This is a genomic window from Streptomyces sp. NPDC002206 (assembly GCF_053593595.1).
Map to the genome: position 1 here is coordinate 199,212 of NZ_JBSFCW010000010.1, position 23,036 is coordinate 222,247.

General features: G+C 69.8%; 19 protein-coding genes and 1 pseudogene. 7 read left to right on the forward strand and 13 right to left on the reverse strand.

Going from position 1 to position 23,036, the window contains the following annotated elements; translation table 11 throughout:
- Window positions 1–233: 233 nt before the first annotated feature.
- Entirely contained in the window at window positions 234–911 is a 678-nt protein-coding gene (locus ACWCP8_RS20765) for a YoaK family protein (RefSeq protein WP_352269581.1), read from the forward strand.
- 163 nt (window positions 912–1,074) lie between these two features.
- On the opposite strand, the gene ACWCP8_RS20770 is transcribed toward ACWCP8_RS20765, so the two are convergent.
- Both ACWCP8_RS20770 and rpmG read right to left on the reverse strand, forming a co-directional pair.
- Window positions 1,075–1,335, reverse strand: a complete 261-nt coding sequence (locus ACWCP8_RS20770; RefSeq protein WP_451117362.1) for a type B 50S ribosomal protein L31 — start codon at window positions 1,333–1,335, stop codon at window positions 1,075–1,077.
- A gap of 62 nt (window positions 1,336–1,397) precedes the next feature.
- Window positions 1,398–1,562, reverse strand: coding sequence for a 50S ribosomal protein L33 (gene rpmG, locus ACWCP8_RS20775; RefSeq protein ID WP_352269578.1), 165 nt, complete (start codon window positions 1,560–1,562; stop codon window positions 1,398–1,400).
- A 647-nt stretch (window positions 1,563–2,209) separates the two neighbouring features.
- Between rpmG and ACWCP8_RS20780 the strand changes: the two genes are divergently transcribed.
- Window positions 2,210–3,652: a PP2C family protein-serine/threonine phosphatase gene (locus tag ACWCP8_RS20780; protein WP_352269576.1), complete on the forward strand. Its 1,443-nt coding sequence runs from the start codon at window positions 2,210–2,212 to the stop codon at window positions 3,650–3,652.
- Between the two features lie 136 nt (window positions 3,653–3,788).
- On the opposite strand, the gene ACWCP8_RS20785 is transcribed toward ACWCP8_RS20780, so the two are convergent.
- Window positions 3,789–5,285, reverse strand: coding sequence for a DNA-binding protein NsdB (locus ACWCP8_RS20785; RefSeq protein WP_352269575.1), 1,497 nt, complete (start codon window positions 5,283–5,285; stop codon window positions 3,789–3,791).
- Window positions 5,286–5,516: 231 nt separating this feature from the next.
- Between ACWCP8_RS20785 and ACWCP8_RS20790 the strand changes: the two genes are divergently transcribed.
- Complete coding sequence (locus ACWCP8_RS20790) at window positions 5,517–6,653, forward strand: aminoglycoside phosphotransferase family protein (RefSeq protein ID WP_451117365.1); 1,137 nt, start codon at window positions 5,517–5,519, stop codon at window positions 6,651–6,653.
- A gap of 152 nt (window positions 6,654–6,805) precedes the next feature.
- Here the strand turns inward: ACWCP8_RS20790 and ACWCP8_RS20795 are convergent, their stop codons facing one another.
- On the reverse strand, window positions 6,806–8,140 hold the full coding sequence (locus ACWCP8_RS20795) for an N-acetylmuramoyl-L-alanine amidase (RefSeq protein ID WP_356000263.1): 1,335 nt from the start codon (window positions 8,138–8,140) through the stop codon (window positions 6,806–6,808).
- Between the two features lie 387 nt (window positions 8,141–8,527).
- Here ACWCP8_RS20795 and ACWCP8_RS20800 point away from each other — a divergent pair, with 387 nt between their 5' ends.
- Window positions 8,528–10,741, forward strand: a complete 2,214-nt coding sequence (locus tag ACWCP8_RS20800) for a terpene synthase family protein (RefSeq protein ID WP_451117367.1) — start codon at window positions 8,528–8,530, stop codon at window positions 10,739–10,741.
- Here the strand turns inward: ACWCP8_RS20800 and ACWCP8_RS20805 are convergent.
- From ACWCP8_RS20805 to ACWCP8_RS20820, 4 genes and pseudogenes are all read right to left on the reverse strand, one after another.
- On the reverse strand, window positions 10,717–12,951 hold the full coding sequence (locus ACWCP8_RS20805; RefSeq protein WP_451117449.1) for a glycoside hydrolase family 95 protein: 2,235 nt from the start codon (window positions 12,949–12,951) through the stop codon (window positions 10,717–10,719). The genes ACWCP8_RS20800 and ACWCP8_RS20805 overlap by 25 nt on opposite strands.
- 307 nt (window positions 12,952–13,258) lie before the next feature.
- Window positions 13,259–13,759 (reverse strand): hypothetical protein, encoded by a 501-nt coding sequence (locus ACWCP8_RS20810; protein WP_030928952.1) that lies wholly within the window; start codon window positions 13,757–13,759, stop codon window positions 13,259–13,261.
- Window positions 13,760–13,857: 98 nt separating this feature from the next.
- Window positions 13,858–14,253 (reverse strand): annotated as a pseudogene (locus ACWCP8_RS20815) (ACT domain-containing protein); the annotation flags it as partial.
- Between the two features lie 28 nt (window positions 14,254–14,281).
- Complete coding sequence (locus ACWCP8_RS20820; protein ID WP_451117369.1) at window positions 14,282–14,893, reverse strand: CGNR zinc finger domain-containing protein; 612 nt, start codon at window positions 14,891–14,893, stop codon at window positions 14,282–14,284.
- A gap of 76 nt (window positions 14,894–14,969) precedes the next feature.
- Here ACWCP8_RS20820 and ACWCP8_RS20825 point away from each other — a divergent pair, with 76 nt between their 5' ends.
- Complete coding sequence (locus ACWCP8_RS20825) at window positions 14,970–15,599, forward strand: pyridoxine/pyridoxamine 5'-phosphate oxidase (RefSeq protein WP_451117371.1); 630 nt, start codon at window positions 14,970–14,972, stop codon at window positions 15,597–15,599.
- 24 nt (window positions 15,600–15,623) lie between these two features.
- On the opposite strand, the gene ACWCP8_RS20830 is transcribed toward ACWCP8_RS20825, so the two are convergent.
- The 5 genes from ACWCP8_RS20830 to ACWCP8_RS20850 form a co-directional block, all read right to left on the reverse strand.
- Complete coding sequence (locus ACWCP8_RS20830; RefSeq protein ID WP_267007038.1) at window positions 15,624–15,866, reverse strand: DUF397 domain-containing protein; 243 nt, start codon at window positions 15,864–15,866, stop codon at window positions 15,624–15,626.
- Between the two features lie 105 nt (window positions 15,867–15,971).
- Complete coding sequence (locus ACWCP8_RS20835) at window positions 15,972–17,138, reverse strand: thiolase domain-containing protein (protein WP_352269565.1); 1,167 nt, start codon at window positions 17,136–17,138, stop codon at window positions 15,972–15,974.
- Window positions 17,131–18,183, reverse strand: coding sequence for a thiolase domain-containing protein (locus ACWCP8_RS20840; RefSeq protein ID WP_382837437.1), 1,053 nt, complete (start codon window positions 18,181–18,183; stop codon window positions 17,131–17,133). The genes ACWCP8_RS20835 and ACWCP8_RS20840 overlap by 8 nt, the downstream gene beginning before the upstream one ends.
- Window positions 18,184–19,128 (reverse strand): Zn-ribbon domain-containing OB-fold protein, encoded by a 945-nt coding sequence (locus tag ACWCP8_RS20845; RefSeq protein WP_352269562.1) that lies wholly within the window; start codon window positions 19,126–19,128, stop codon window positions 18,184–18,186.
- Between the two features lie 15 nt (window positions 19,129–19,143).
- Complete coding sequence (locus ACWCP8_RS20850) at window positions 19,144–19,944, reverse strand: crotonase/enoyl-CoA hydratase family protein (protein WP_352269561.1); 801 nt, start codon at window positions 19,942–19,944, stop codon at window positions 19,144–19,146.
- A 167-nt stretch (window positions 19,945–20,111) separates the two neighbouring features.
- Between ACWCP8_RS20850 and ACWCP8_RS20855 the strand changes: the two genes are divergently transcribed.
- Both ACWCP8_RS20855 and ACWCP8_RS20860 read left to right on the forward strand, forming a co-directional pair.
- Window positions 20,112–21,740, forward strand: a complete 1,629-nt coding sequence (locus tag ACWCP8_RS20855; RefSeq protein WP_352269560.1) for an acyl-CoA synthetase — start codon at window positions 20,112–20,114, stop codon at window positions 21,738–21,740.
- A gap of 194 nt (window positions 21,741–21,934) precedes the next feature.
- Window positions 21,935–23,023 carry a right-handed parallel beta-helix repeat-containing protein gene (locus ACWCP8_RS20860; protein ID WP_352269558.1) on the forward strand — a complete coding sequence of 363 codons (1,089 nt, stop codon included), beginning with the start codon at window positions 21,935–21,937 and terminating at the stop codon, window positions 23,021–23,023.
- Window positions 23,024–23,036: the final 13 nt, after the last annotated feature.

Here is a 23,036-nt window from a genome sequence, read left to right on the forward strand (position 1 = left end):
CCGGTCGGCGCGGAGGCGCTCGGTGGTGAGGCCCCTGAGGGCGGCGTCGGCGACAATGTCGTCCGCGTCCACCTGTCCTCGCCCCGGTCCTTGCCGAGCGAGTCGGAGCGGTACAGCCGACCCCGTCGAACGGTGCACCCTTCGGCGCCGGGTTCATCCACCGGCACCGCGCAAGTGTGGAGTCGCGTGAAACGTATGTGTCTGTTCACGGAGTGGAACCCTAGGGTGGCAGCGTGTCCACTCCCATGGTGCCCACCGGCCGGTTCAACGCGGATTCCGCGCGCGATCCATGGGGCGAGTGGGCGCTGATACTTCTGTCCGCCGCGTCAGGGGCGGCGGATGCGTTCGTCTTCCTCTGCGTCGGTCAGGTCTTCGCCGGGGTGATGACCGGCAATCTCGTGCTGCTCGGCGGCTCCGCCGCCGGTGTCGGGGAGCACGGGGTCGCACTGCGCGTCGTCACCGCGCTCGTTGCGTACGGCTGCGGGGTCGCGTGCGGCGCGTGGATGGGTGAGGGGCTGCGGTGGCGGCTGCCGGTGATGCTGCTGGCCGAGGTGGTGCTGCTCACGGCGGGCGCCGTGCTGTGGGGGCTGGAGCTGATCACGTCGGACGGGGACCGGCTCGGGCTCTTGGCGGTGATCTCCCTGGCGATGGGGATTCAGGGCCGGATCCGCGCAACGCCGACCAACTACTTCACCGGCACGCTGACGTCGCTTGTCGGGCGGGTGGCGCTGCGGTCCCTGCGTGGCGAGGACGGCTGGGTGATGGGCCGGCTGATCGCTGTCGTGGCGGGTGCGACGGCGACCGCGTTGACGGTCCGGCTCTGGCCGGGCGCCGCCGCCTGGGTCGCCGCGGCGCTGGCGGCTGGTGCCCTGCTCGTCGAGGTGGTGCCGGGGCGACCGTCCCGGGGGTGAGGAACGGGCGGACAGCGAGAAGCCCCGGCCGGATCGGGGGAATCCAGCCGGGGCAGCTTGGGTGTGGGCGCTCAGCGCGTCATCCACGTATTGGTGAACGCTAAACCATCGCGCCCTGTTCCCCGGAATCGACACCGCCCACTGTGACGCGTCGCACGGGGCTTCAGTGCCCGGAGGGGACCGTCGTTCCGTAGCGGCGCCGGAACTGCTCGATCCGGCCGGCGGTGTCCACCACCTGGTTGGTTCCGGTGTAGAACGGGTGGCTCGCCGACGAGGTCTCCACATCGATGACCGGGTAGCTGTTGCCGTCCTCCCACTCCACGCGCTGATCGGCGTGAGCGGTCGAACGGGTCAGGAAGGCGACCTCCGCGGCGCGGTCGCGGAAGACGACCGGACGGGAGACGGGGTGGATGCGGGGCTTCATATGCGTTCCTTCCTTGGCGTCATGAGTGGGGAGGACTGCCGTTGCCGGCCGCGCCCGACGGGTCAGCGTTCCTCACGGAAGAGGACATGCTGCCCGGCGGCCGGGTCGAACTTGCGCAGGACCAGCCGGTCGGGGCTGTTGCGACGGCTCTTGCGTGTCACATAGGTCTGTCCCGTGCCGGCGGTCGACCTCAGAGTGACGACGGGGCGGGCTTCACTGCGTGCCATGGGCACCTCCGGACGTTGTCACCGACCCTCATCCCGCCCTTGCGGGAATGGGTGTCGTTTTCGTTCTGGTGCTGTAACGCGAGGGGGTCGGGCCGCATTCCCGTCCCGGACACTCGCCCGGAGGGACGGGGATCGAGGGGTGATCCAGTCTTGAATACCGGGTATCGAAAGCCCGGCCCCACGACGAACCGAGAAGATCCACCGTGCGCACTCCATCCGGACATCGCCCTCCCCACCATCGGGCCCTGTGCCGGCCCCGAGGTCGTGACCACCGTCGCGAGCCGCCGTGAACACGTGACGGACGGGCCCGCAGCCCGGCGCACCCGGGCCGCCGCGGTCCGACGGAGCGCCAACCCGGCGACGGATGTCCCTCCGGCGCATATGCCCCGATCAGGTGCGGTGACCCGCGCAGGAGCGGCGCGCACAGGCGCGCGGCGGGCCGCCCGCGCCGGATGACTTGCATCAACGGCCTTGGGAAGCAAGGCTGTTCGAAGGCGGGGGCGCTCCGCACAGCCCGTGGCATATGCCAGAAGCAACACCGTATCGAGTGTTGCCAAACTACTTACGGCCTCCCGCAGCCTGTGCCACAGTCGTCTTCGGTCCACCCTTTCAGACCTGGTTGTGCCGCGCCTGTATCGGAGTACGAGATGCCGTCCCATCTGTCCGCGGACCGCCCCGCCCCACAGCCTCCCGAGCGCGATGCCGTCGACGTGTTGATCAACCGGACTCGTCGGCTGCGCGGAGATGTGGACGCCGTGCGGCGGGACGCGGCGCTGGTCGACGAGGACGATCCGCAGCTGCGCTGGCAGCGCGCGCTCTGTGAACTGGCGGTCCATCATCTCGACGATCTCGGCACGCATCTGGGTCAGCTCAAGGAAGGCCCGCCGCCCGGGACTGCGGAGCAGCCGGCACAGGACGCGGAGCGGGCGGAGCAGGGGCCTGCCGCCGAGCCGCAGGCCGGGTCGCTGCTGAGCCGGGTGGGCAGCGCCGAGTGGAATCTGCTGACCGACGAGGTCAGTTGGTCGGAGGAGCTGTTCGAGATCTTCGGCCGGCGCCCGGAGGCGGGACCGCTGTCGCTCGACGAGCTGCCGTCCGTGCTGTTCCCCGATGACCAGCCGCTGCTCACCACGCTGGTGACGGACTGTCTGGTCGACGGAAGGCCGATAGACGGCGAGTTCCGCATCCTGCGGGCCGACGGCCGGATGCGCACCCTGCACATGATGGGCGAGCCCGTTCTCGACGCAGACGGCTGCACCGCCTCCATGTGGGCCGTCCTGCGAGATGTCAGCGAGCTGCGGCGCAGCCAGCGCGTGGTGCACCAGACCGGTGACACACTCCGGCGCCAGCAGCACATGGCCCAGACCGAACGCCGGATGGCGGTAGAACTCCAGGAGGCCGTACTCCCCGCATCGCGCGGCTCGCTGCTGCTCCCGCAGCGGGGACCCGGCGCACTGGATGTCGCGGCCCGCTACCTGCCGTCGCATGCCAGTGATTTGATCGGCGGCGACTGGTACGACGCGCTGGAACTGCCGGACGGCAGGACACTGCTCACGGTCGGCGATCTGACCGGTCACGGCATCCCGGCCACCTCGGCCATGGCGATGCTGCTGGGTGCGCTGCGCGGGATGGCGGTGGCGGGCATCGAGCCGGGCGCCCTGATGGGCCACCTCAATCAATTACTCGAAGCATCGGTGCAGCCCGCGCTCGGCAGTGCGATGTGCTGCCGTTTCGACCCCGTGACCGGCACCCTCGCCTGGGCACAGGCCGGCCACCCCGCACCGCTGCTGTTCCGTAACGGAGCGGGACAACCCTTGCCGTCACCGGACGGGGTGCTGCTCGGCGCGGCCTCCTCGGTGGCGTACGAGCAGGACGAAGTGACCCTGCTGCCCGGCGATGTGCTGGTCCTGCACACCGACGGACTGACCCGCCGCAGCGACCGGGGTGCGGGCCCGGAGGCGCTGCTCGCGCTCGCACCGCGTTTTGCCGAGGCACGCACGGCACAGGACTGCGTACGGACGGTCGTCGAGGAGTTCGGTGGCACCGAGCGCCTGGACGACGCATGCGTGCTGATCGCCCGTATCGGGGTGTGAGCCCGGGTCGGATCGAAGGGCACGAGTGCACAGCCGGTGCGACACAGCACAGGGACGCAGGTGGAAGCCGCCTGCTCGTGTCGTTCGGTGCTCGGACGGTGGGTGACCGGCGCTCTGTCCTCGCAGCGCCCCTGGATCAGATCTCCGAGCTTCTGGGCCGCTTGATCACGGAGCTCTGCGGCATCGCGAGATTGATCTCCTCGCGCAGGTCCTCGATCTTCGCGTACCCGGCGAACTGACCTGTGAGCCGGTACATTTCGCGCAGCCGGTCCCAGGTTCGGTGCGAGGAGGTCTCCCCCATCGTCACCAGGGCGAGCCGCGCGTACCGGTCGGCCTGCTCCGGGTCGTCGGCGATGAAGCACGCCGAGGCGAGCGAAATGTAGTCGAAGATCTTGGAGCGCTGGCGCCCGTTGGCGCGCAGTTCCAGGGCCTGCTTGGCGTGGCGCTGGGCGATGATGGCCACCGACGGATCGTGCTCGGCGAGCGTGCGGAACGCCAGGGCCTGCATGCCGTGCAGATCCGCCTCGTCGAACAGCTGCATCCAACTGGGCGGCGGCACATCGCCCTTGTCCGATACGAAGAGCTCCTCGGCCTTGCCGAGCGTACGGCGCATGGCCTGGCCCCGGCCCAAGGACGCCTGCGCCCAGGCCTCGATGGTGTGCAGCATCGCCTGGGTGCGTGGCAGCACCATGTCCCCGGAACCGGACTTGGCGAGCTTCATCAGGTCCAGCGCGTCATCGGGACGGCCCAGGTGGACCATCTGACGGGCCGCCCGGGAGAGCGCCTCGCCCGCGCGCGGGCGGTCGCCGCCCTCGCGTGCCGCATGGGCGGCGATGACGAAGTACTTCTGGGCGGTGGGTTCGAGGCCGATGTCGTGGGACATCCATCCGGCGAGTACGGCGAGGTTGGCGGCAACGCCCCAGAGGCGGCGCTGCAGGTGGTCGGGGTGGCGGTAGGAGAGCATGCCGCCCACCTCGTTGAGCTGGCCCACGACCGCCTTGCGCTGGAGTCCACCACCCCGGGAGGCGTCCCAGGCGCGGAACACCTCGACGGACCGTTCGAGCGCTTCGATCTCCTCCGATCCGATGGGTGCGGCCTCGTACCGGTCGAAGCCGGCCGGATCCGCGTGGAGGGGATCGTCGATCCGTGGAGCGCCGGCCGCCAACACGGGGTCGGTGTGCAGCCAGTCGTGCATGGGGCCGGTGATGGTCGATCCTGCGGCGAGCGCGGCGCCCGCGCTCACCAAGCCGCGTCGGTTGAGCATGAGGTCCATTCCCGTGAATTCGGTGAGGACCGCTGCCGTCCGTTCGGGCGCCCACGGCAGAGCGTCGGGATTGTGTTCCGTCCCGACCTCTTGCCGCTTCCCCACACGCCCGCGCCGGCCGAACCCGAGGTCCTCGATGGTCACGACACGACCGAGTCGCTCGGTGAACAGGGCTGCCAGCACTTCGGGCACGGGATCGCGGGGGGACTCCCCCATGTCGATCCAGCGCCTCACGCGCGAGGTGTCGGTGGCCAGCTGCGGGTGGCCCATGGCCGCCGCCTGCCGGTTCACCATTCTCGCGAGTTCGCCCTTGGACCAGCCGGCAAGGCCGAACAGATCCGACAGACGGGTGTTGGGTTCTCCGGTCACGTCAAGCCCCCAGGTTCTCGGCTGAGTTGACAGTAACCCTCTGTCAGATGCCTTGCGACTATTCGCCAGGGTTCGCCAGGGTCCGCCAGATGGTCTGCCACCCGCGCACCGGTGTCAGGTAGGAAAGCGCCACCCCGCCCGGCAGCCCTAGGCACTCCCCAGGGTGCCGAACGGCCGCCGGCCGGGGCGGCGCACGCAACTTGTCGGCGCACGAAGGGATCTGTCTCGCCCATGTACACAGCATCGTCCTCCGTGTCCGCCCCGCCCCGGCCCCTGCGTCCCATGGGGGCGGGCGCCGGACCGTATCTCGCCCCGCATGCCGGTCCGTCGGCGCCCGGCACGGTCCGGCCCCGGCGGCCGGCGGGCCCGGGCGCCCCACCGCTCAGCGGGCGCCTGGATCTTTCCGGTCCGCAGGGCGCGCAGCTGAGGATGGCGATCGCCTCGGTGCACCGGATCTGCCCGGAGTTCAACCCGGTCCAGGTGCTGCGCCGCAGCGGGCGTTCGGTACTGCTCGTCGGCACCACCGGACGCACGACGGTGGTCGCGAAGTGTTTACTGGACCACTCCCCCGTCTGGTCGGAGCGGTTCCGCCACGAGATAGCGGCATACCGGGCTTTCGTCCGGCACCGTCCGCCGGTCCGGGTGCCACGGCTCATCGCAGCGGACCCGGAGAACTGCACGCTGGTCATCGAGCGGATGCCGGGACGTGTGGCTGCGCTGACGAGGCATCCGTCGGAGGCTCCGCCCAGGGCCGATGTACGGGCCGCGCTCGGCGCGATCAGCCGGGTCAACGCCTGGCGACCGGCCGCCGGGCTGTTCGACGCCCAGCTGGACTACGCCTCACGCATCGCCCGCTATCACGAGCTGGGTCTCTTCACCGACCGTGATCTGGGTGACCTGCAGAAGCTGCTGCACGACCTGGCGCATGCGGGCGGCCGTCAGGGCATGGGGCAGTTCTGCCACGGTGACGCCCTGCTCTCCAACATCCTGCTGTCGCCGACGGGTCCGGTGCTGGTGGACTGGGAGCACGCGGGCTGGTATCTGCCTGGCTACGACCTGGCGACGCTGTGGGCGGTGCTGGGTGACGCACCGGTCGCGCGGCGGCAGATCAGCCAGCTGGCACAGGCCACGGGTCCGGCGGCGCGGGACGCGTTCCTGGTGAACCTGATGCTCGTACTGACGCGGGAGATCCGCACGTACGAGACGGCTGTGCAGCGGGCGATACGGGAGACCACGCCCGCGGGCGGCGGTCAGGAGCGTCCGGGGGTGCTGTCGTCGGGCGAGGAGCAGCGCCTGCTGCTGCGCCGGCTGCACGACGACTGCGCGATGGCCCGGCGGGCTGTGCGTGCCGCGGTCGGCACTCGCTGACGCGGCTCCACAAGGGATGCGCGCTGCGGGTCCGGTGTCGACACACCGGGCTCGCAGCGCGCTGTTGCGTGCAGCCCTCCGGAAAATGCGGAGCGGAGGGCGGGTTCGGGGACAGAGCCCCTGCAGGGCCCCGCCCGCTCACCCCCGGGCCGTCACCGCACCCGCACCACATCCACCTGCGACGCCTTCACGAACGCGATCCGGTGCCCGATCTGCACCGTCACGTACTTCTCCCCGCCCTGGAAGTACGCATGGTCCAGCGGATACGACGCATCGATCGTCGGCGCGTAGAAGAACCCGGTCGGCGCCTCGCCCCCGCCGGGATAGGACTGCCCGGCCTTGATGGTGTACGGCAACGGCGTTCCCACCCGCTGGTCCGCGAAGTCCGCCGGGTACTCCGACTTCTCCGGGTAGGCCACCCCGTACACCGGCACATCAGTACGGCCGTCCTTCGGCCGGACGACGTAGCCGGCGGTCGGCACGGTGGTCCGGGCCTTCGCGGGAGTCTCGAACCAGGCCTTCTGGCCGTACCACCAGATCGCCGTCCAGCCGGGCGCGTGGTCTGCGACCACCGCCTGCTGAGTCGCACTGATCTTGCTGCCCCAGTCGGCCGCGCAGTTCGTGCCGGGCGAGCCGTCGGTGTGCAGGCCCGGGTCGGAGAAGAGCGGTGCGTCGGTGGACGGTTCGGTGTGAAGCGGGACGGCGCTGCTGCCCTGGACCGGCAGGTCGACGTTCTTCTCACAGTCGCGGAACGCCTGCTTGTTGTCCTTGAAGCGGGGGCTGACGGTGACGAGCGGGCTGCTCTTCGGTGCGCTCGGCACGGTCGTCGGCTTGCCGAGCAGCGCCATGAAGCGGTTCCAGTCCCAGTACGTTCCCGGGTCCCAGTGCATGTTCTTGGTACCGGCCGTGCTGGTGGGCGGCACGCCGTCGTGGCCGATGATGTGCTGCCGGTCGAGCGGGATGTCGTACTTGGCGGCGAGATAACGCACCAGCTTCGCCGTCGAGTTGTACAGCTCGGGGGTGTACCACTTGGCGCCCTCGACGGCGACGCCCTCCTGCTCGATGCCGATGGAGTGGGTGTTGACGTACCAGTTGCCCGCCTGCCAGGCGACGTCCTTGTCCTTGACCATCTGGGTGACATGACCGTCGCCCGAGCGCACCACATAGTGGGCCGAAGTCTGCTTCAGCGGGTTCTGGAAGATCTTCAGGGTGGTGTCGAAGTCTTCTTCGGTGTCATGCAGAACGATGAATTTGATCTTGTTGCTGTGCGGGCGGTCCGCGGTGTCGTAGTTGCCGTACGTCTCCTTGTCGGCCGGATCGCCGGTCTGCTGATAGGCCGCCGGGACCCAGTCGCAGTCGAGGCCGCGGGGACACTCGGGTCGCACCCCGTCCGCGCCGGCCTGCACCGCGGGAGAGAGCAGCGCGAGACTCAGGGCGCCGACGGTGGTCAGGGCGAGCGTGAGTCTGGTCCTCTGCTTGGACGTCATGACAACCCTTCTTGGAGCTGCGTGCTTCGAAAGTCGTACGTGGTCCGATGTCACGTTTCGGCTATGGGCGCACACTCTGTGACCTGAGTTGATAGCGCGTCAAGAGCACAAGGGGGGTTGTCGGACGAGCCACTGGACCAGACCACTGGCATGGGCTCTGACCTGCGAAGGTCAGGAAGCAACGACTGTGTGGCGGTGGGGCGTTACCTGAGTTTTACGGAGCGGACGGGCATGCGCCGCGGTCTGTCGATGCCGCGCATACTCACGTACCTTTTGTGCGATTAATTCCCGGTGTGCGTGCCCCGGACGGCCGAAGGGTAGTGCTCGCGCGGACACGAAAGGTCCGCGCGAGCCCCGCGCGGAATTCCTCGGAAAGGCCGGACACACATGGCGCAGCCCTTCACCCTGCCGGACTTCTATGTTCCGTATCCGGCGCGGCTCAACCCCCATGTCGAGGAGGCGCGACAGCACACCAAGTCCTGGGCGCGCAGCATAGGGATGGTGGAAGGGTCCGACATCTGGGAGGAGGCGGACCTCGACTCCCATGACTACGCGCTGCTGTGCGCGTACACCCACCCCGACTGCTCGGCGGAGGCCCTGTCACTGGTCACCGACTGGTATGTGTGGGTGTTCTTCTTCGACGACCACTTCCTGAAGCTGTTCAAGCGCACCCCCGACCGGGAGGGCGGCAAGAAGTATCTGGACCGGCTGCCGGCGTTCATGCCGATGGAACGAGGGGCGCGGACACCCGAGCCGACGAACCCGGTCGAGGCGGGGCTGGCCGATCTGTGGGCGCGGACGGTGCCGAGCATGTCCGACGCCTGGCGGGCCCGGTTCGCGGAGGCGACCGAGAACCTGCTCAACGAGTCGCTGTGGGAACTGGCCAATATCAACGAGGGCCGCATCGCCAACCCCGTGGAGTACATCGAGATGCGCCGCAAGGTGGGCGGCGCGCCATGGTCGGCAGGGCTCGTGGAGTACGCGGCGGGCGCCGAGGTCCCCGATTCGGTGGCCGACGAGCGGGCACTGCGGGTGCTGCGGGACGCCTTCTCCGACGGTGTGCATCTGCGCAACGACCTTTTCTCGTACCAGCGGGAGGTCGAGGACGAGGGCGAGAACAGCAACGGTGTGCTGGTGCTGGAGACGTTTCTGAACTGCTCCACCCAGCAGGCCGCCGAGGCGGTGAACGATCTGCTGACCTCACGGCTCCAGCAGTTCGAGAACACCGCGCTCACCGAACTCGGGCCCCTGTGCGCGGAGAAGGGGCTCGATCCGACGGAGACCGCGACGGTTCTCGCGTACGTCAAGGCGTTGCAGGACTGGCAGTCCGGCGGCCATGAGTGGCACATGCGCTCCAGCCGCTACATGAACGACGGCGGGGCGGGCGAGGCCGCCCTCGGTTTCGGTATGTCAGCCGCGTCGATCCGCTTCACACCGCGCTCGGAGCGGGCCCGGCTGCGCAGCCACACCCATGTGCCCTACCGGCACGTCGGCCCGTCGCTGCTGCCCGATTTCGACCTGCCGTTCGGTACGGCGCTCAGTCCGCATCTGGGCGGGGCGCGGGTCCGGCTCGTCGACTGGGCACGCCGGATGGGGATCCTGGAGGCGCAGCCGGGGGTGCCGGGCTCGCACATCTGGGACGAGGAGCGGCTCGTCGCCATCGATCTGCCGTTGTGCGCGGCGGGTCTGCATCCGGACGCGACGGCGGACGAGCTGGATCTCTCCTCGGGGTGGCTGGCCTGGGGTACATACGGCGACGACTGGTTCCCGGTGGTGCACGGGCGGGCCCGGGACCTGGCCGGGGCGCGGCTGGCCAACGAGCGTCTCTCGCTGTTCATGCCGATGGACGGCTCCGCGGCGCCGGAGCCGGTCAATGCGCTGGAGCGCGGTCTCGCCGATCTCTGGCAGCGGACTGCGGCCCCGATGGACGACCGCGCGCGGCGCGCATTGCGCACGGCCATCGAGTCGATGACGGCGAGTTGGCTCCGGGAGCTGGCCAACCAGGCGCAGCACCGGATCCCGGACCCGGTGGACTACATCGAGATGCGGCGGCTGACGTTCGGTTCGGACCTCACGATGAGTCTGTGCCGGCTCGGTCACGGCAAGAAGGTGCCGGAGGAGATCTACCGCAGCGGCCCGCTGCGCTCCCTGGAGAACGCGGCGTCGGACTATGCCGCGCTGCTCAACGACCTGTTCTCGTACCAGAAGGAGATCGAGTACGAGGGTGAGGTGCACAACGGCGTCCTGGTCGTGCAGAACTTCTTCGGGGTCGACTATCCGACCGCGGTGGCGATCGTGCACGACCTGATGAACTCGCGGCTGCGCCAGTTCCTCCATGTCGCCGAGCAGGAACTCCCGGTCCTGTACGACGACTTCGGGCTGGACACCGAGGGCAGGGAGATCCTGGCTGGCTACGTGGAGGAGCTCAAGCACTGGATCGCGGGCATCCTGATCTGGCACCGGGGCTGCCGCCGCTACCGCGAAGAGGATCTGCGGCGGGGTTCCGGCGCCCCGTGGCACCTGAGTGGTCCCACGGGGCTCGGTGTCTCGGCAGCGCGGGTCACCGCGCTGTTCGCTCAGCCCTCCGCCACCAGCGTGTAGCGGCCGCCCGCGCGGGCCTTGAAGGTTCTTTCGCCGCTCGGCCACAGGGAGCTGCGGACGGTCACTTCGCGGCTTCGGCCCGCCGTGATCACCACACGGCGGGCCTGCCCGTCGGACCATTCGATGTCGACGGTGAAGCCTCCGCGGGCTCGCAGTCCGCGGACCGATCCCTCCGGCCAGCCGGCCGGGAGGGCGGGGAGGATCTCGATCACGTCGTACTGGCTCTGCAGCAGCATTTCGGCGATGCCCGAGGTGGCACCGAAGTTGCCGTCGATCTGGAACGGCGGGTGGGTGTCCCAGAGGTTGGGGAGGGTGGAGCTCTTCAGTTGTTCCGCGAGCATCTTGTGGGAGTGGTCGCCGTCGCGTAGCCGCGCCCAGAAGTTGATCTTCCATGCCTTGGACCAGCCCGTGCCGCCGTCGCCACGCGCCCCGAGAGAGACCTTGGCCGCTTCGGCCCAGTTGCTGCCGGGTTCGATCTGCCGCCCGGGGTGGAGGGCGAAGAGGTGCGAGACATGGCGGTGGTCGTCGGCCGGGTCGTCCCGGTCGGTCTTCCACTCCTGGAGCTGTCCCCAGGAGCCGATCCGCAGCCCGGGGTCGAGCCGGTCGAGGGTCGTCCGCAGGCGACTGCGGAAGGCGGGGGCGTCACCGAGCGTGCGGGCGGCCTCCAGGGTGTTGGTGAGCAGGTCATGGACGATCTGCTGGGACATCGCGGCGCCTGCGGTGAAGTCGCCGTGCTCGGGAGAGTAGCTGGGGGTGACGACGAGCAGCCCGTCGCGCGGGTCGGTGCGCAGATTGGCCAGCCAGAACTCGGCGGCCTCCTTCATCGCGGGATAGGCGGTGGAGCGCAGATAGCCGGTGGAGCCGCTGAACCGGTAGTGCTCGTACATCTGCTGGGTGAGCCAGGCGGCGGCTTCGGGGAACCAGAAGGCGGTTGACCAGTCGTGGACCCCGGTGAAGCCGTACGGGTTGGTCTCGTTGTGCACCACCCAGCCGGCCGTCCCGAACATCTCCTTCGCCGTCCGGCGCCCCGGCGCGCGCATCGCCTCGATGTAGCGGTCGTACGGCGCGGTGGTCTCGGCCAGGTTGGTGACCTCGGCGAGCCAGTAGTTCATCTGGAGATTGATGTTGCTGTGGTAGTCGGCGGACCATGGCGGGGTGGTGGAGTTGTTCCAGACGCCCTGGAGGTTGGCGGGCAGCGAACCGGCCCGCGAGGACGCGATCAGCAGGTAGCGGCCGTACTGGAAGAAGAGCGCTTCGAGCGCCCGGTCGGCGGGGGTCGTTCCGCCCGTGTACCGGGACAGCAGCTGGTCGGTCGGCAGGTCGGGCAGCTGCTGGCCGATGTCGAGGGCGACCCGGTCGAAGAGCGTGCCATGGTCGCGTACATGGGCGGCCCGGACCTTCTCGTACGACGTTCCGGCCGCTTCGTCCACCGTGCGGGTGACCCCGTGGTGCGGGTCGTCGCCGCGGTAGGCCGGATAGCGGTCTGCGTAGTCGGTGGCAGCGGCGAGGACGAACCAGGCGCTGTCGGCATCGGTGACGGTCAGCGTGCCGTCGGACCCGGCAGTGACGCGGCCGCCACTCGTACGGACCCGGATCTGGGCCTCGAAGCGCAGCCCGTTGTCCTTCAGCGCGCCACGTACGGTCAGCCGGTCTCCAGCCGCGGTCGCGGTGAAGTCGCTGCGCGGCGAGGTGTAGCGCAGGGTGAAGGAGACCTGTCCCGGGCGGTCCGCTCCGAGCCGCCCGGCGATGACGCTGCCGGGGTGGGAGACGAAGAACTCCCGGGTGTGGTGGACGTCCTGGTGGGTGTAGGTGACGGTGGCGAGCGCCGTCCGCAGGTCGAGGGCGCGTCGGTAGGAGGCGTCGGGGGCGACCGGGGCATTCGGCAGATCGAGCAGCAGGTCGCCGAAGACCTGGTAGGCGCCGTAGCCACGGCGTGCCTGGCCGAGTTCCGCGGCGACCGAGTCCGGATCGATCGCACCCTCGCTCTCGAGGCGTTGCTGCACTGCGGTGAGGGCGCCCGGTCTGGGGGCGGTCCAGTTCCCGAAGTCGTACCCCTGGGTGGAGCCGGGGCCGCCGGTCCACAGCGTCTTCTCGTTGAAGGTGAGCCGTTCCGAAGCGAGCGTTCCGTAGACGCTCGCGCCCAGGGCACCACCGCCGATGAGCAGTGATTCGCGTTCCCAGTCGGCGGCGGGGGCGCGGTACCAGAGCACCGGGTCCACCAGTGTCCTGGCTCCCTCCGGCCCCTGCGATCCGGGCGATTCATCGGAGGTACCGGCAGCAGCCGCCGTTCCGGCGAGTGCGGGAACTCCCAGCGCCAGGGCACCTGTTGCGCCGATGGCTGTCTTCACTGTGGTGCGTCGCGTCATCCCGGGTGTCATGGCGCACGACGCTAAAGGTCCGATGACTGTCCGGACAAGGTGCATGACAAAGCAGCCTCTTGGACGGAGGCTGCGCAGGGTTGGACAAAAGTGCCCCGCGGCCGCCCGGATCGGTGCGGACGGCCGTGGCAGGGACGTTTCAGCCTTGCTGGAACAGCTCGGCCGGCAGTGGCTTCAGCAGGGTGTAGAGATCGTCGGTGATGGGCCGGTCCCAGCTGGCAATGGTGACGAGCACCCCGTCGCTGCGGTCGAACTGGACGCAGGAGATCCGGGTCTCGGAGAGCTTCACCCGGCGGACGATCAGCAGGTTGTCGCCCTGCATCACCGGCATGTCGTCGGTGCCGGTCACCTCGACCGGCTCGTCGTTCTCCAGCGCGAGCAGCAGCTGGGCGACCTCGAACGGGACCTGGCCCTCCTCGGTCTCGCGGGCGGGCGAACCCTCCGGGAGATTACCGATGATCATCGCGGGGCCGCGGCCGCCGAACAGGTCGTACCGCAGGAAGACGCCCTGACAGCTCCCGTCAGGTGCGGGCAGCAGACCGGCGCCGAGGTTTCCGGGCCAGTCCCCCGGATCCATGGCCAGGACGTCGAAATCCGGGCCCGCGGGTGTGGCGGCGCTACGGCGGCGGAGGAAGGACATGCAGACATATTACGTGTCCCGGCTCACGTTGCGGAGCCGGGCCCGCGCACGTCGGACCGCCGACCGGCGGGCCAGGGCATGTCCGGCGCATCGTGGCCGGACTCCGCGGCCAGCGCCTCCAGGACGCCCACTGCCTCGGTACCGCGTCCGTGTGGGACGAACAGGTGGTCGTGGTGGTAGCCGGCCACCACATTGCAGCTCACCCCCGCGTCGGTGAGAGCGAGCGCCACGGCGGCGGTGAGCCCCACGGCGTCCAGCGCGGAGTGGACGCGCAGGGTGATCCAGGCCGCCACATAGTCGTACGTCAGCCCTGCGGCGACGGCTTCCTCCTCCGGGAGCACCAGGGTCAGCCCTTCGCGCTCGGTGACCGTCACCACGGGAGCGACACCGGTGGGCGCAGCACCGTCCGGCACCGTGGTGAAGACGTACCGGCCGGCGTTCAGCTCCGGCCTCATACCGCTCAGCAGGGTTCGCAGGTCGCGTTCGCCAGTCATGATCACCACGCTACGGCGGTTCACCCGGCTACGGGTGCGACGCGCGGTGCCGCTCATGGTGGCGGGCCACCCGGGCTCGGTTGCCGCAGGAGGGCTTGCACCACTCCTGGCGGTGGTGCTCCTCGATGAAGTAACGCACGCACCGTGGGGCGTGGCAGGCACGCAGCGCGGCGCGGTCCGGTCCGGCGAGGAAGCCGATCACGGCGCGGGCCAGGGCGGCGGGCAGGGCGTCCTCGCACTGCGCTACGCCGGACGGGTGGTGGGAGACGAGGGGGGCGCCTTCGTCCGGCCAGTCAAGACGGGGGACGGTCGGGACAGCTGCGGCCGCGGCATTGAGCCGGTCGAGTGCCTCGCGTACGGGCATCAGGTTCCGGGCGTCGGCGGGACTCGGTTCGCCGGGACGTACGGCGTGCGCGAAGAGCGCCCGGACGGCGGCACCCAGGGACCGTACGCAGCGAGGCTCTCCTCGTCGGCCTCCCAGGCATCGACCGCCCGGACATCGGCCGACGCGGAGCAGGCCGGGCCGTTCGTGCACCCAGGCGGTCAGCCCCTCCGGGGTGCCGAGGTCGTCGACGACACCGCCCCGTCCGTCGTGGCGGACGGTGAGGGCGAGATCGAGGGCGAGCCGGGTGTCGGACATAAGGCTAATGAGAACGTCAGCCATAACCATCAGGTACGGGGAGGAGCCGGCATGACCGAGCTGCGTCAGTTGCTGCGTGACATCGAGGTGTTCCAGGGCGAGTTGCCCGCACTCGACCCGCGGACCGCCCCTGACACCCCCAGAGGAACTGTTCACCGAGTGGCTGCTGCACGCGCTGGACTCCGGGGTCCGCGAGCCGCACGCGATGACTCTGTCGACGGCGGGTGCCGACGGGAATCCGACCGCCCGCACGCCCATCCTCAAGAACGTGTCCGCGCAGGGCCGGCAGTTCGCCTCGGACGCGGGCAGTGTCAAAGGGCGCGATCTCGCGGACCGCCCGTTCGCCGCCCTCACCTTCCACTGGCCGCAGTCGGCCCGCCAGGTGCGGGTGCGCGGGCCCGTAGTCGCCGACAGCGCCGAGCGGAGCGCCGCGGACTTCCTGGCCCGCGGACCGGGGGCCAGGGCAGAGGCGCTGCTCGGGCGGCAGAGCAGCCCGCTGACGGATCTCGCGGAGCGTGACGCGGCGGTACGTCAGTCGCTCGCCCGGGTGGAGCGGGAGCCGGATCTCGTACCGCCAAGATGGACGCTGCACTCGGTGCGGCCGCAGACCGTGGAGTTCTGGCAGGGCGACAAGCAGCGCAACCATACCTGGCTCAACTACCGTGCCATGGATGCTGGTTGGGAGCGCGAACTGCTGTGGCCCTGAGTCCGCTCCGCGCGGGCCGCGCCGTCAGGTGAGGTCGAACTCGCCGTCGCGGGCGTTGACCACGAAGGCCCGCCATTCGGCCGGGGTGAAAATCAGCGAAGGGCTGCCGGGCTTACCGGCGTTGCGCATCGCGATGAATCCCTCGACGAAGGCGATCTGGACATCCCCGGCACCCTGTGTGCCCGACTGCCAGTCGGCGTTGCTGAGGTCGAGGTCCGGCTTGTCCCAGCCGGCAAAGGTCTGCTGGGTGGTGGTGCTCTCCGCCACGTCGGCTCCTCCCACTAGTCGTCCCGGCCAAAGCCTAGCCACCGCGGGCGGTCCCCGACAGGCCGCGGCCAAGGCTTGCTCGGCCGGCCCGGGACGGCCCTCGCCTCAGGTGCGAGGAGGCTCGGCTCCGACCAGCCACATGGAGAAGAACTGCGCCCCGCCGCCGTACGCGTGGCCGAGCGCCTTGCGGGCGCCCGGCACCTGGTGTTCGCCCGCCTGTCCGCGTACCTGCAGGGCCGCTTCGGCGAAGCGGATCATGCCGGACGCGCCGATGGGGTTGGTGGAGAGCACACCGCCCGAGGGGTTCACCGGCAGGTCGCCGTCGAGTTCGGTGACCCCGGACTCGGTGAGCTTCCAGCCCTCCCCCTCGGCTGCGAAGCCGAGATTCTCCAGCCACATCGGCTCGTACCAGGAGAACGGGACGTACATCTCGACGGCGTCGATCTCCCGTCGCGGGTCGGTGATCCCGGCCTGCCGGTACACATCGGCCGCACAGTCCTTGCCCGCCTGCGGCGAGACGAAGTCCTTGCCGGCGAACAGGGTCGGTTCACTGCGCATCGCGCCACCGTGCACCCAGGCGGGCGGATGCGGCGAACGGCCGGCGCCCGTCCGGTCGGTGAGGATCATCGCGCACGCGCCGTCCGAGGACGGGCAGGTCTCGGAGTAGCGGATCGGGTCCCAGAGCATCGGTGCGGCCTGGACCTTCTCCAGGGTGATGTCCGGGTCGTGGATGTGTGCGTACGGGTTCTTGAGCGCGTTGCGCCGGTCCTTGTAGGCGACGAGGGAGCCGACCGTGCCGGGCGCCCCGGTGCGACGCATGTACGCGCGCACGTGCGGGGCGAAGAAGCCGCCCGCGCCTGCGAGCAGCGGCTGCTGGAACGGGATGGGCAGCGACAGTCCCCACATGGCGTTGGACTCGGACTGCTTCTCGAAGGCCAAGGTGAGCACGGTGCGGTGCACCCGCGCGGCGACGAGACTGGCGGCGACGAGCGCGGTGGAACCACCGACCGAGCCCGCGGTGTGCACGCGGAGCATCGGTTTGCCGACCGCGCCGAGGGCGTCGGCGAGATAGAGCTCCGGCATCATCAGGCCCTCGAAGAAGTCGGGTGCCTTGCCGATGACGACGGCGTCGATGTCCGCCCAGGTCAGGGAGGCGTCCTCCAGCGCGCGTACGGCGGCTTCGCGGACGAGACCGGCGAGGGACACGTCCCGGCGGGCGGAGACATGCTTGGTCTGGCCGATGCCGACGACGGCCACGGGCTCCTTAGACATGGATGGTCTCCCCTTCGAGGACGGCGACCAGATTCTGCTGCAGACAGGGTCCCGATGTGGCGTGGGCCAGCGCCCGGTCGGACTCGCCGCGGTGGATACGGGCCGCGGCCTCGCCGAGCCGGATCAACCCGGCGGCCATGACGGGGTTGGCGGCGAGCGCACCGCCGGACGGGTTGACGCGGACACTGTCATCGAGCCCGAGCGCCTTGCGCAGTACGACCTCCTGGGAGGTGAACGGTGCATGCAACTCCGCGGTGTCGATGGGCCGTTCGAAGGCCCCGGCCCGTTCGGCGGCGAGCCGGGCCGACGGCGAGTCGGTCAGCTCCCGCACTCCGAGGCTGTGGGCCTCGATGCGGTGGTCGATGCCGCGGATCCAGGCCGGGCGGGTGCACAGAGCGCGCGCGGTGTCACCGGCGGCGAGGACCACGGCTGCGGCGCCGTCGCCGACCGGCGGGCAGTCGCCGGTGCGCAACGGCCGGACGACATAGTCGCCGACCGGGACGGAGCCCGCGAGCTGTGCGTGCGGGTTGTCCGCGGCGGCGGTGCGGTTGCGGGCGGCGATCGAGGCGAGGGCGGCCTCGTCGGTTTCGCCCGCGTCGATCAGCGCCTGGGCCTGGAGTGCGGCGAGTGCGACGGAGTCGGGCCAGAGCGGGCCGACGTAGTACGGGTCGAGCTGGCGGGTGAGGACGTCGCGCACCTCACCGGGCGAGGACTTCCCGTAGGCGTAGACGAGGGCGGTGTCGGCCTCGCCGGTCTGGAGTTTCACCCATGCCTCGTACAGCGCCCAGGCGCCGTCCATCTCCACATGGGACTCGGAGATCGGCGGCTGGGCGCCGACGCCGTCGAGGGCCATGGTGAAGGAGAAGGGGCGGCCGGCGAGGTAGTCGCTGGATCCCGAGCAGGTGAAGCCGATGTCGCGCGCCCTGAGGCCGGTCGCGTCGAGGACCCGATGCAGGACCGGCATGAGCATTTCGACCTCGGAGAGGTCGTCGGTGCGCCGCCGATGGTCCGTCTGCGCGAAGGCGACGATCGCTACGTCTCGCATCTACAGCAGCTCCTTGTACGCGTCGTAGTCGGCGTCCGGCTCTCCGGTGGGCCGGTAGTGGTCGGGGTGGCGGCCGCCCTCGGTCCAGACGGGTTCGACCCGCAGCCCCATCCGCACCTGGTCGTACGGGATGCCGCTGATCCGCCCGTGCAGAGCGAGGTCGGCGCCGTCGAGGGCGATGTGGGCGTAGACGTACGGAACCTCGATGTCGAGGTTCTTCGCCTTGATGTTGACGATGCAGTACGTGGTGACGGTGCCGCGCGGGCCGACCTCGACCGGTTCGGTGGTGGCCACACCACAGGTGGGGCAGGCGCCGCGGGGCGGGACGTACACCTTGCGGCAGGACGGGCAGCGCTCGCCGACGGTGCGCTGCTCGGAGAGGGCGTTGAGGTACGCGCTCTGGGCTCGGCCGGGGGTGTACGTGTAGTCGAGGCGGGCCGGGGTGACGATGCCGGTGACGGGGTCGGCGAACTCGCCGCTGTGCGGGGTGCTTTCGGCCGTCGCCTCGCTCTCGTACGGTTCGAAGCAGGCGATGTCCGTGATGGCGCCGGTCCGCTGCGGGGCCCAGCGGATCCGGACCCGCATGCCGGTGTTCACGGCTTCAGGCCCCGGTGCGTCGAGGACATGGAGCAGGGCGGTGTCGGCCCCGTCCAGCTTGACCAGCACCCAGGCGAACGGGGTGGCCAGGGGCTGGTCGCGGCGCGGGGCCGGGTTCCAGGCCCAGGTGGTGACGGTGCCGGTGGTGGCGACCTCGGTCAGTTCGCGCAGCTCCTCGGCGGTGACGGGGTCGTACTCGACGGGCGGGACCAGGACCTTTCCGTCGCCGGTCCGCACGCCGAGCACGGTCCGTTCGCGCAGCCCGGTCAGGAAGGCGCTCCGGACCGGACCGAGGGAGCGGGTGAAGGGGAACTCGACCACCAGTGGTGCGCTGAGGACGTCGGGCACGGTTGTCTCCTTGACTCAGGCGCGCCGGTAGACGGGCGGGCGCTTCTCGGCGAAGGCGCGGGCGCCTTCGTTGGCGTCGGCGGTCGCGAATACCGGCCGGCCGCGCTTCAGCTCGGCGGCGAGCCCCTCGGTCTCGGTCATTTCGGCGGTCTCGTACACGGACGCCTTGACGGCCTCGACGGCGAGCGGGCCGCAGGCATTGATCCGCTCCGCGACGTCGAGGGCCTGTTCCAGTGCGGTGCCGTCGGGGACGACTCTGCCGATCAGCCCGATGCGGGCCGCTTCGTCGGCGCTGTACGGGCGTCCGGTGAGGAGCATTTCGAGGGCGTGGGTGCGGGCGATCTGGCGCGGCAGTCGTACCGTCGAGCCGCCGATGGGGAACAGTCCCCGCTTGACCTCGAAGAGCCCGAAGGTGGCGCTCGCACCGGCGATACGGATATCGGTGCCCTGCAGGATCTCGGTTCCGCCCGCCACGCAGTACCCCTCGACGGCGGCGATGACCGGCTTGCGGGGGCGGTGATGGCGCAGCATCGCCTTCCAGTGCAGATCGGGGTCGGCCGTCATCCGGTCCCGGTACTGCTCGCCCTCCATCCCCTTGCCCGCGAGGGCCTTGAGGTCCATGCCGGCGCAGAAGGAGCCCCCTGCGCCGGTGAGGACGACGGAGCGGATTCCGTCGTCCTCGTCCGCGGCCAGCCAGCCGTCGTACAGCCCGACCAGCATCGGCAGCGAGAGCGCGTTCTTGGCCTCCGGCCTGTTCAAGGTGAGCACCAGTGTGGCGCCTTCGCGCTGCACGGTGAGGTGTTCCGTACCACCCATTGCCTGCCTCCCGACTCCAGATCTAGAACAGGTTGCAGTAGGTGGGGGTCCAGTTCAATAGTTTTCTGACAGTCAGTCAGATTTCTTCGGCGGCGCCTCTTCCCAGTTGTGCCGGTCGGCGCTCTAATGACCGCCGGACCACTCAGCATCCGGGGTCAGGAGGAACGGTGGAGTACAACCTTGCCGACCTGTTCGAGTCGGTCGTCGACGCGGTCCCGGATCGCGAGGCGCTCGTGTATCTCGACCATCCCGGTACGGGTGCCGAGCGGCGGCTCACCTACGCGGAGCTGGACGGCGCCGCCAACCGGATCGCCCACCATCTGATCGACGCAGGTCTGGCCCCGGGCGAGCACCTCGGGCTCCACCTCTACAACGGCATCGAGTACCTCCAGACCGTACTGGCCTGTCTCAAGGCGCGCATCGTCCCGGTCAACGTCAACTATCGGTATGTGGAAGACGAGTTGGTCTATCTCTACCGGGACGCGGATCTGGCGGCGCTGGTCTTCGACGCCGAGTTCGACGAGCGGGTCGCGGCCGCCGCGCCGAAAGCACCCAGGCTCCGCCATCTCGTACGGGTGGGTACGCGGGCGGCGGGCGCCCCGGGTCCGGATGCCGTGGCATTCGCCGACGCCGAGGCGGCCGGGGATCCCGGGCGCGGTTTCGCGTCCCGATCGGCCGACGACCAGTTCATCATCTACACCGGTGGCACCACGGGCATGCCCAAGGGCGTGATGTGGCGCCAGGAGGACCTCTTCTTCTCCGGTCTCGGCGGCGGCGCGCCGACCGGTGACCCGGTGAAGACCCCGCAGGAGCTGGCCGAGCGCGTCGCCGCGGGCGGCGACGGCATCACCTTCTTCCCCGCTCCCCCGCTGATGCACGGAACTTCGACGCTGACCGCGTTCATCGGGTTCAACTTCGGGCAGCGGGTCGTCGTCCACCGCAGGTTCGTACCCGAGGAGGTGCTCCGTACGATCGAGAAGGAGAAGGTCACCAGCGTGTCGCTGGTCGGTGACGCGATGCTGCGACCGCTGATCGATGCGCTGAGGGGGCCGCTGAAGGGCACCGACTGCTCGTCGCTGTTCTCCGTCTCCAGCTCGGGCGCGATCATGTCCGACTCGGTGCGCGCGGAGTTCCAGTCGCTGGTGCCCACCGTGATGCTGCTCAACAACTTCGGCTCGTCGGAGTCCGGCTTCAACGGCACCGCTACGGCCGACTCGGGGCCGGAGAACGGGTTCCGCATCCAGGTCAACTCCCGTACGGCGGTCGTCGACCCGGCGACCTACGAACCGGTGTCCCCGGGCGAGCCGGGCCGGATCGCCCAGCGGGGCCACGTGCCGCTCGGGTACTACAACGACCCGCGCAAGACCGCGGAGACGTTCTTCCACAAGGGCAAGGAGCGATGGGTGCTGCTCGGCGACATGGCCACCGTCGACGCGGACGGCATCGTCACGGTCCTCGGCCGCGGCTCGCAGTGCATCAACACCGGGGGCGAGAAGGTGTACCCGGAAGAGGTCGAACAGGCACTCAAGTCCCACCCGGACGTGTACGACGCGCTGGTCGCCGGGGTGCCCGACGAACGGTGGGGAAACCACGTCGCGGCAGTGGTGCAACTGCGGGAGGGAGCAGCCGAACCTTCGCTCGACGAGGTCCAGGCGCACTGCCGGACCCGTCTCGCCGGATACAAGATCCCCCGGCAGCTGGTGATCGCCCCGCGGATCCAGCGCTCGCCCAGCGGCAAGGCCGACTACCGGTGGGCCCGCTCGATCGTCGCGCCCGGCCGCGGACCGCAGGCCTGAACGCACGTCCTCGCACCCCGTCCCGACCCGGGTGCGAGGACAGGCACCGACCCGTGCAATCTCACCCGAGTGCGCCGCCGCGCATCCACCACTTGCGCGCAGCGGCTGTTCCGGCGTAAGCCATTCAGGCACGTGATGTGTCCAACCGCTCACCCTGCGTGGCATCAAGGAGTGTTCGCCCATAGTTTCGGCTCATGAAGAAACGTCACACCAAACAGCTCTTGTGCCTAGCCGTGGCGGCCAGCGCCGTGGGCGCCGCTGTGCCGGCCTGCACTCCAGCTGCCTCCCGTTCCGTGGATTCCCCGGTCGTGCGCGTGGTGCGTTCGGGCCAGTCGATCCAGGCCGCGGTGGATGCCGCCCGGCCGGGTGACACCATCGACATCCCGCCCGGCACGTATCACGAGAGTGTCCTCATCAAGAAGGCACGCCTGACCCTGCGCGGTGCCCCGGCCGGGACCGTGCTCATGCCACCCGCGACCGGGACCAAGGCAGCCAACGCCTGCGCGAAGGCCGGCAACGGCATCTGCGTCCAGGGCACGTCAAAACATCCCGTCGACGGTGTGCACATCCGCTCGCTGACCGTCTCCGGATTCAAGAAGAACGGAGTCTGGGCCACCTGGACCGACGGACTGTCGGTCCGGCAGGTGACGTCCCGGTCCAACGGCATCTGGGGCATCGCTCAGGAGCGGTCCACCCGCGCCGACATCCGTGACAACACCGCCCGCTCCAACGGCGACGCCGGCATCTTCGTCGCGAACACCGTGGACCAGGAGGGCGGCGCAACCGACACCCGTGGCACCAAGGTCCGGGGAAACACGCTGACGGACAACCGGATCGGCCTCACCGTCCGCCGGGTCCGCAACCTCTCCATCCACAACAACACCTTCACCGGCAACTGCAGCGGTGTCTTCGTCGTGGGCGACGAGGGCAAGCCGCAGGCCGGGGCGATGTCCATCCACGACAACCGGGTCGCCAAGAACAACAAGTACTGCGTCAAGACCGAGCGACTGCCCGCAATCCAGGGGTCCGGGATCATCCTCACCGGCACCGTGGACACCGATGTGCGCTCGAACACCGTCGAGAACAACGTGGGCGCCACACCGCTCTCCGGCGGGATCGTGCTGTTCAAGAGCTTCGTGGGCGCTCACAACACCGGCAACACCATCAGCGGCAACCGGGCGATGGGCAACCGGCCCGCGGACCTGACCAACCAGGAAACCGCACAGCGCAACAGCTTCGCCCGCAACGTATGCGCGACGTCCGCACCGACCGGAATGTGCTGACCCATGTCCCCCC

What these genes read in the sequence shown, in the direction of transcription:
- ACWCP8_RS20790 (WP_451117365.1), top strand. Translation starts at nt 5,517, where the DNA reads ATGTACACAGCATCGTCCTCCGTGTCCGCCCCGCCCCGGCCCCTGCGT.
- ACWCP8_RS20835 (WP_352269565.1), bottom strand. Translation starts at nt 17,138, where the DNA reads ATGTCTAAGGAGCCCGTGGCCGTCGTCGGCATCGGCCAGACCAAGCAT.
- ACWCP8_RS20850 (WP_352269561.1), bottom strand. Translation starts at nt 19,944, where the DNA reads ATGGGTGGTACGGAACACCTCACCGTGCAGCGCGAAGGCGCCACACTG.
- ACWCP8_RS20795 (WP_356000263.1), bottom strand. Translation starts at nt 8,140, where the DNA reads ATGACGTCCAAGCAGAGGACCAGACTCACGCTCGCCCTGACCACCGTC.
- ACWCP8_RS20780 (WP_352269576.1), top strand. Translation starts at nt 2,210, where the DNA reads ATGCCGTCCCATCTGTCCGCGGACCGCCCCGCCCCACAGCCTCCCGAG.
- ACWCP8_RS20860 (WP_352269558.1), top strand. Translation starts at nt 21,935, where the DNA reads ATGAAGAAACGTCACACCAAACAGCTCTTGTGCCTAGCCGTGGCGGCC.
- ACWCP8_RS20770 (WP_451117362.1), bottom strand. Translation starts at nt 1,335, where the DNA reads ATGAAGCCCCGCATCCACCCCGTCTCCCGTCCGGTCGTCTTCCGCGAC.
- ACWCP8_RS20810 (WP_030928952.1), bottom strand. Translation starts at nt 13,759, where the DNA reads ATGTCCTTCCTCCGCCGCCGTAGCGCCGCCACACCCGCGGGCCCGGAT.
- ACWCP8_RS20840 (WP_382837437.1), bottom strand. Translation starts at nt 18,183, where the DNA reads ATGCGAGACGTAGCGATCGTCGCCTTCGCGCAGACGGACCATCGGCGG.
- rpmG (WP_352269578.1), bottom strand. Translation starts at nt 1,562, where the DNA reads ATGGCACGCAGTGAAGCCCGCCCCGTCGTCACTCTGAGGTCGACCGCC.
- ACWCP8_RS20820 (WP_451117369.1), bottom strand. Translation starts at nt 14,893, where the DNA reads ATGTCCGACACCCGGCTCGCCCTCGATCTCGCCCTCACCGTCCGCCAC.
- ACWCP8_RS20800 (WP_451117367.1), top strand. Translation starts at nt 8,528, where the DNA reads ATGGCGCAGCCCTTCACCCTGCCGGACTTCTATGTTCCGTATCCGGCG.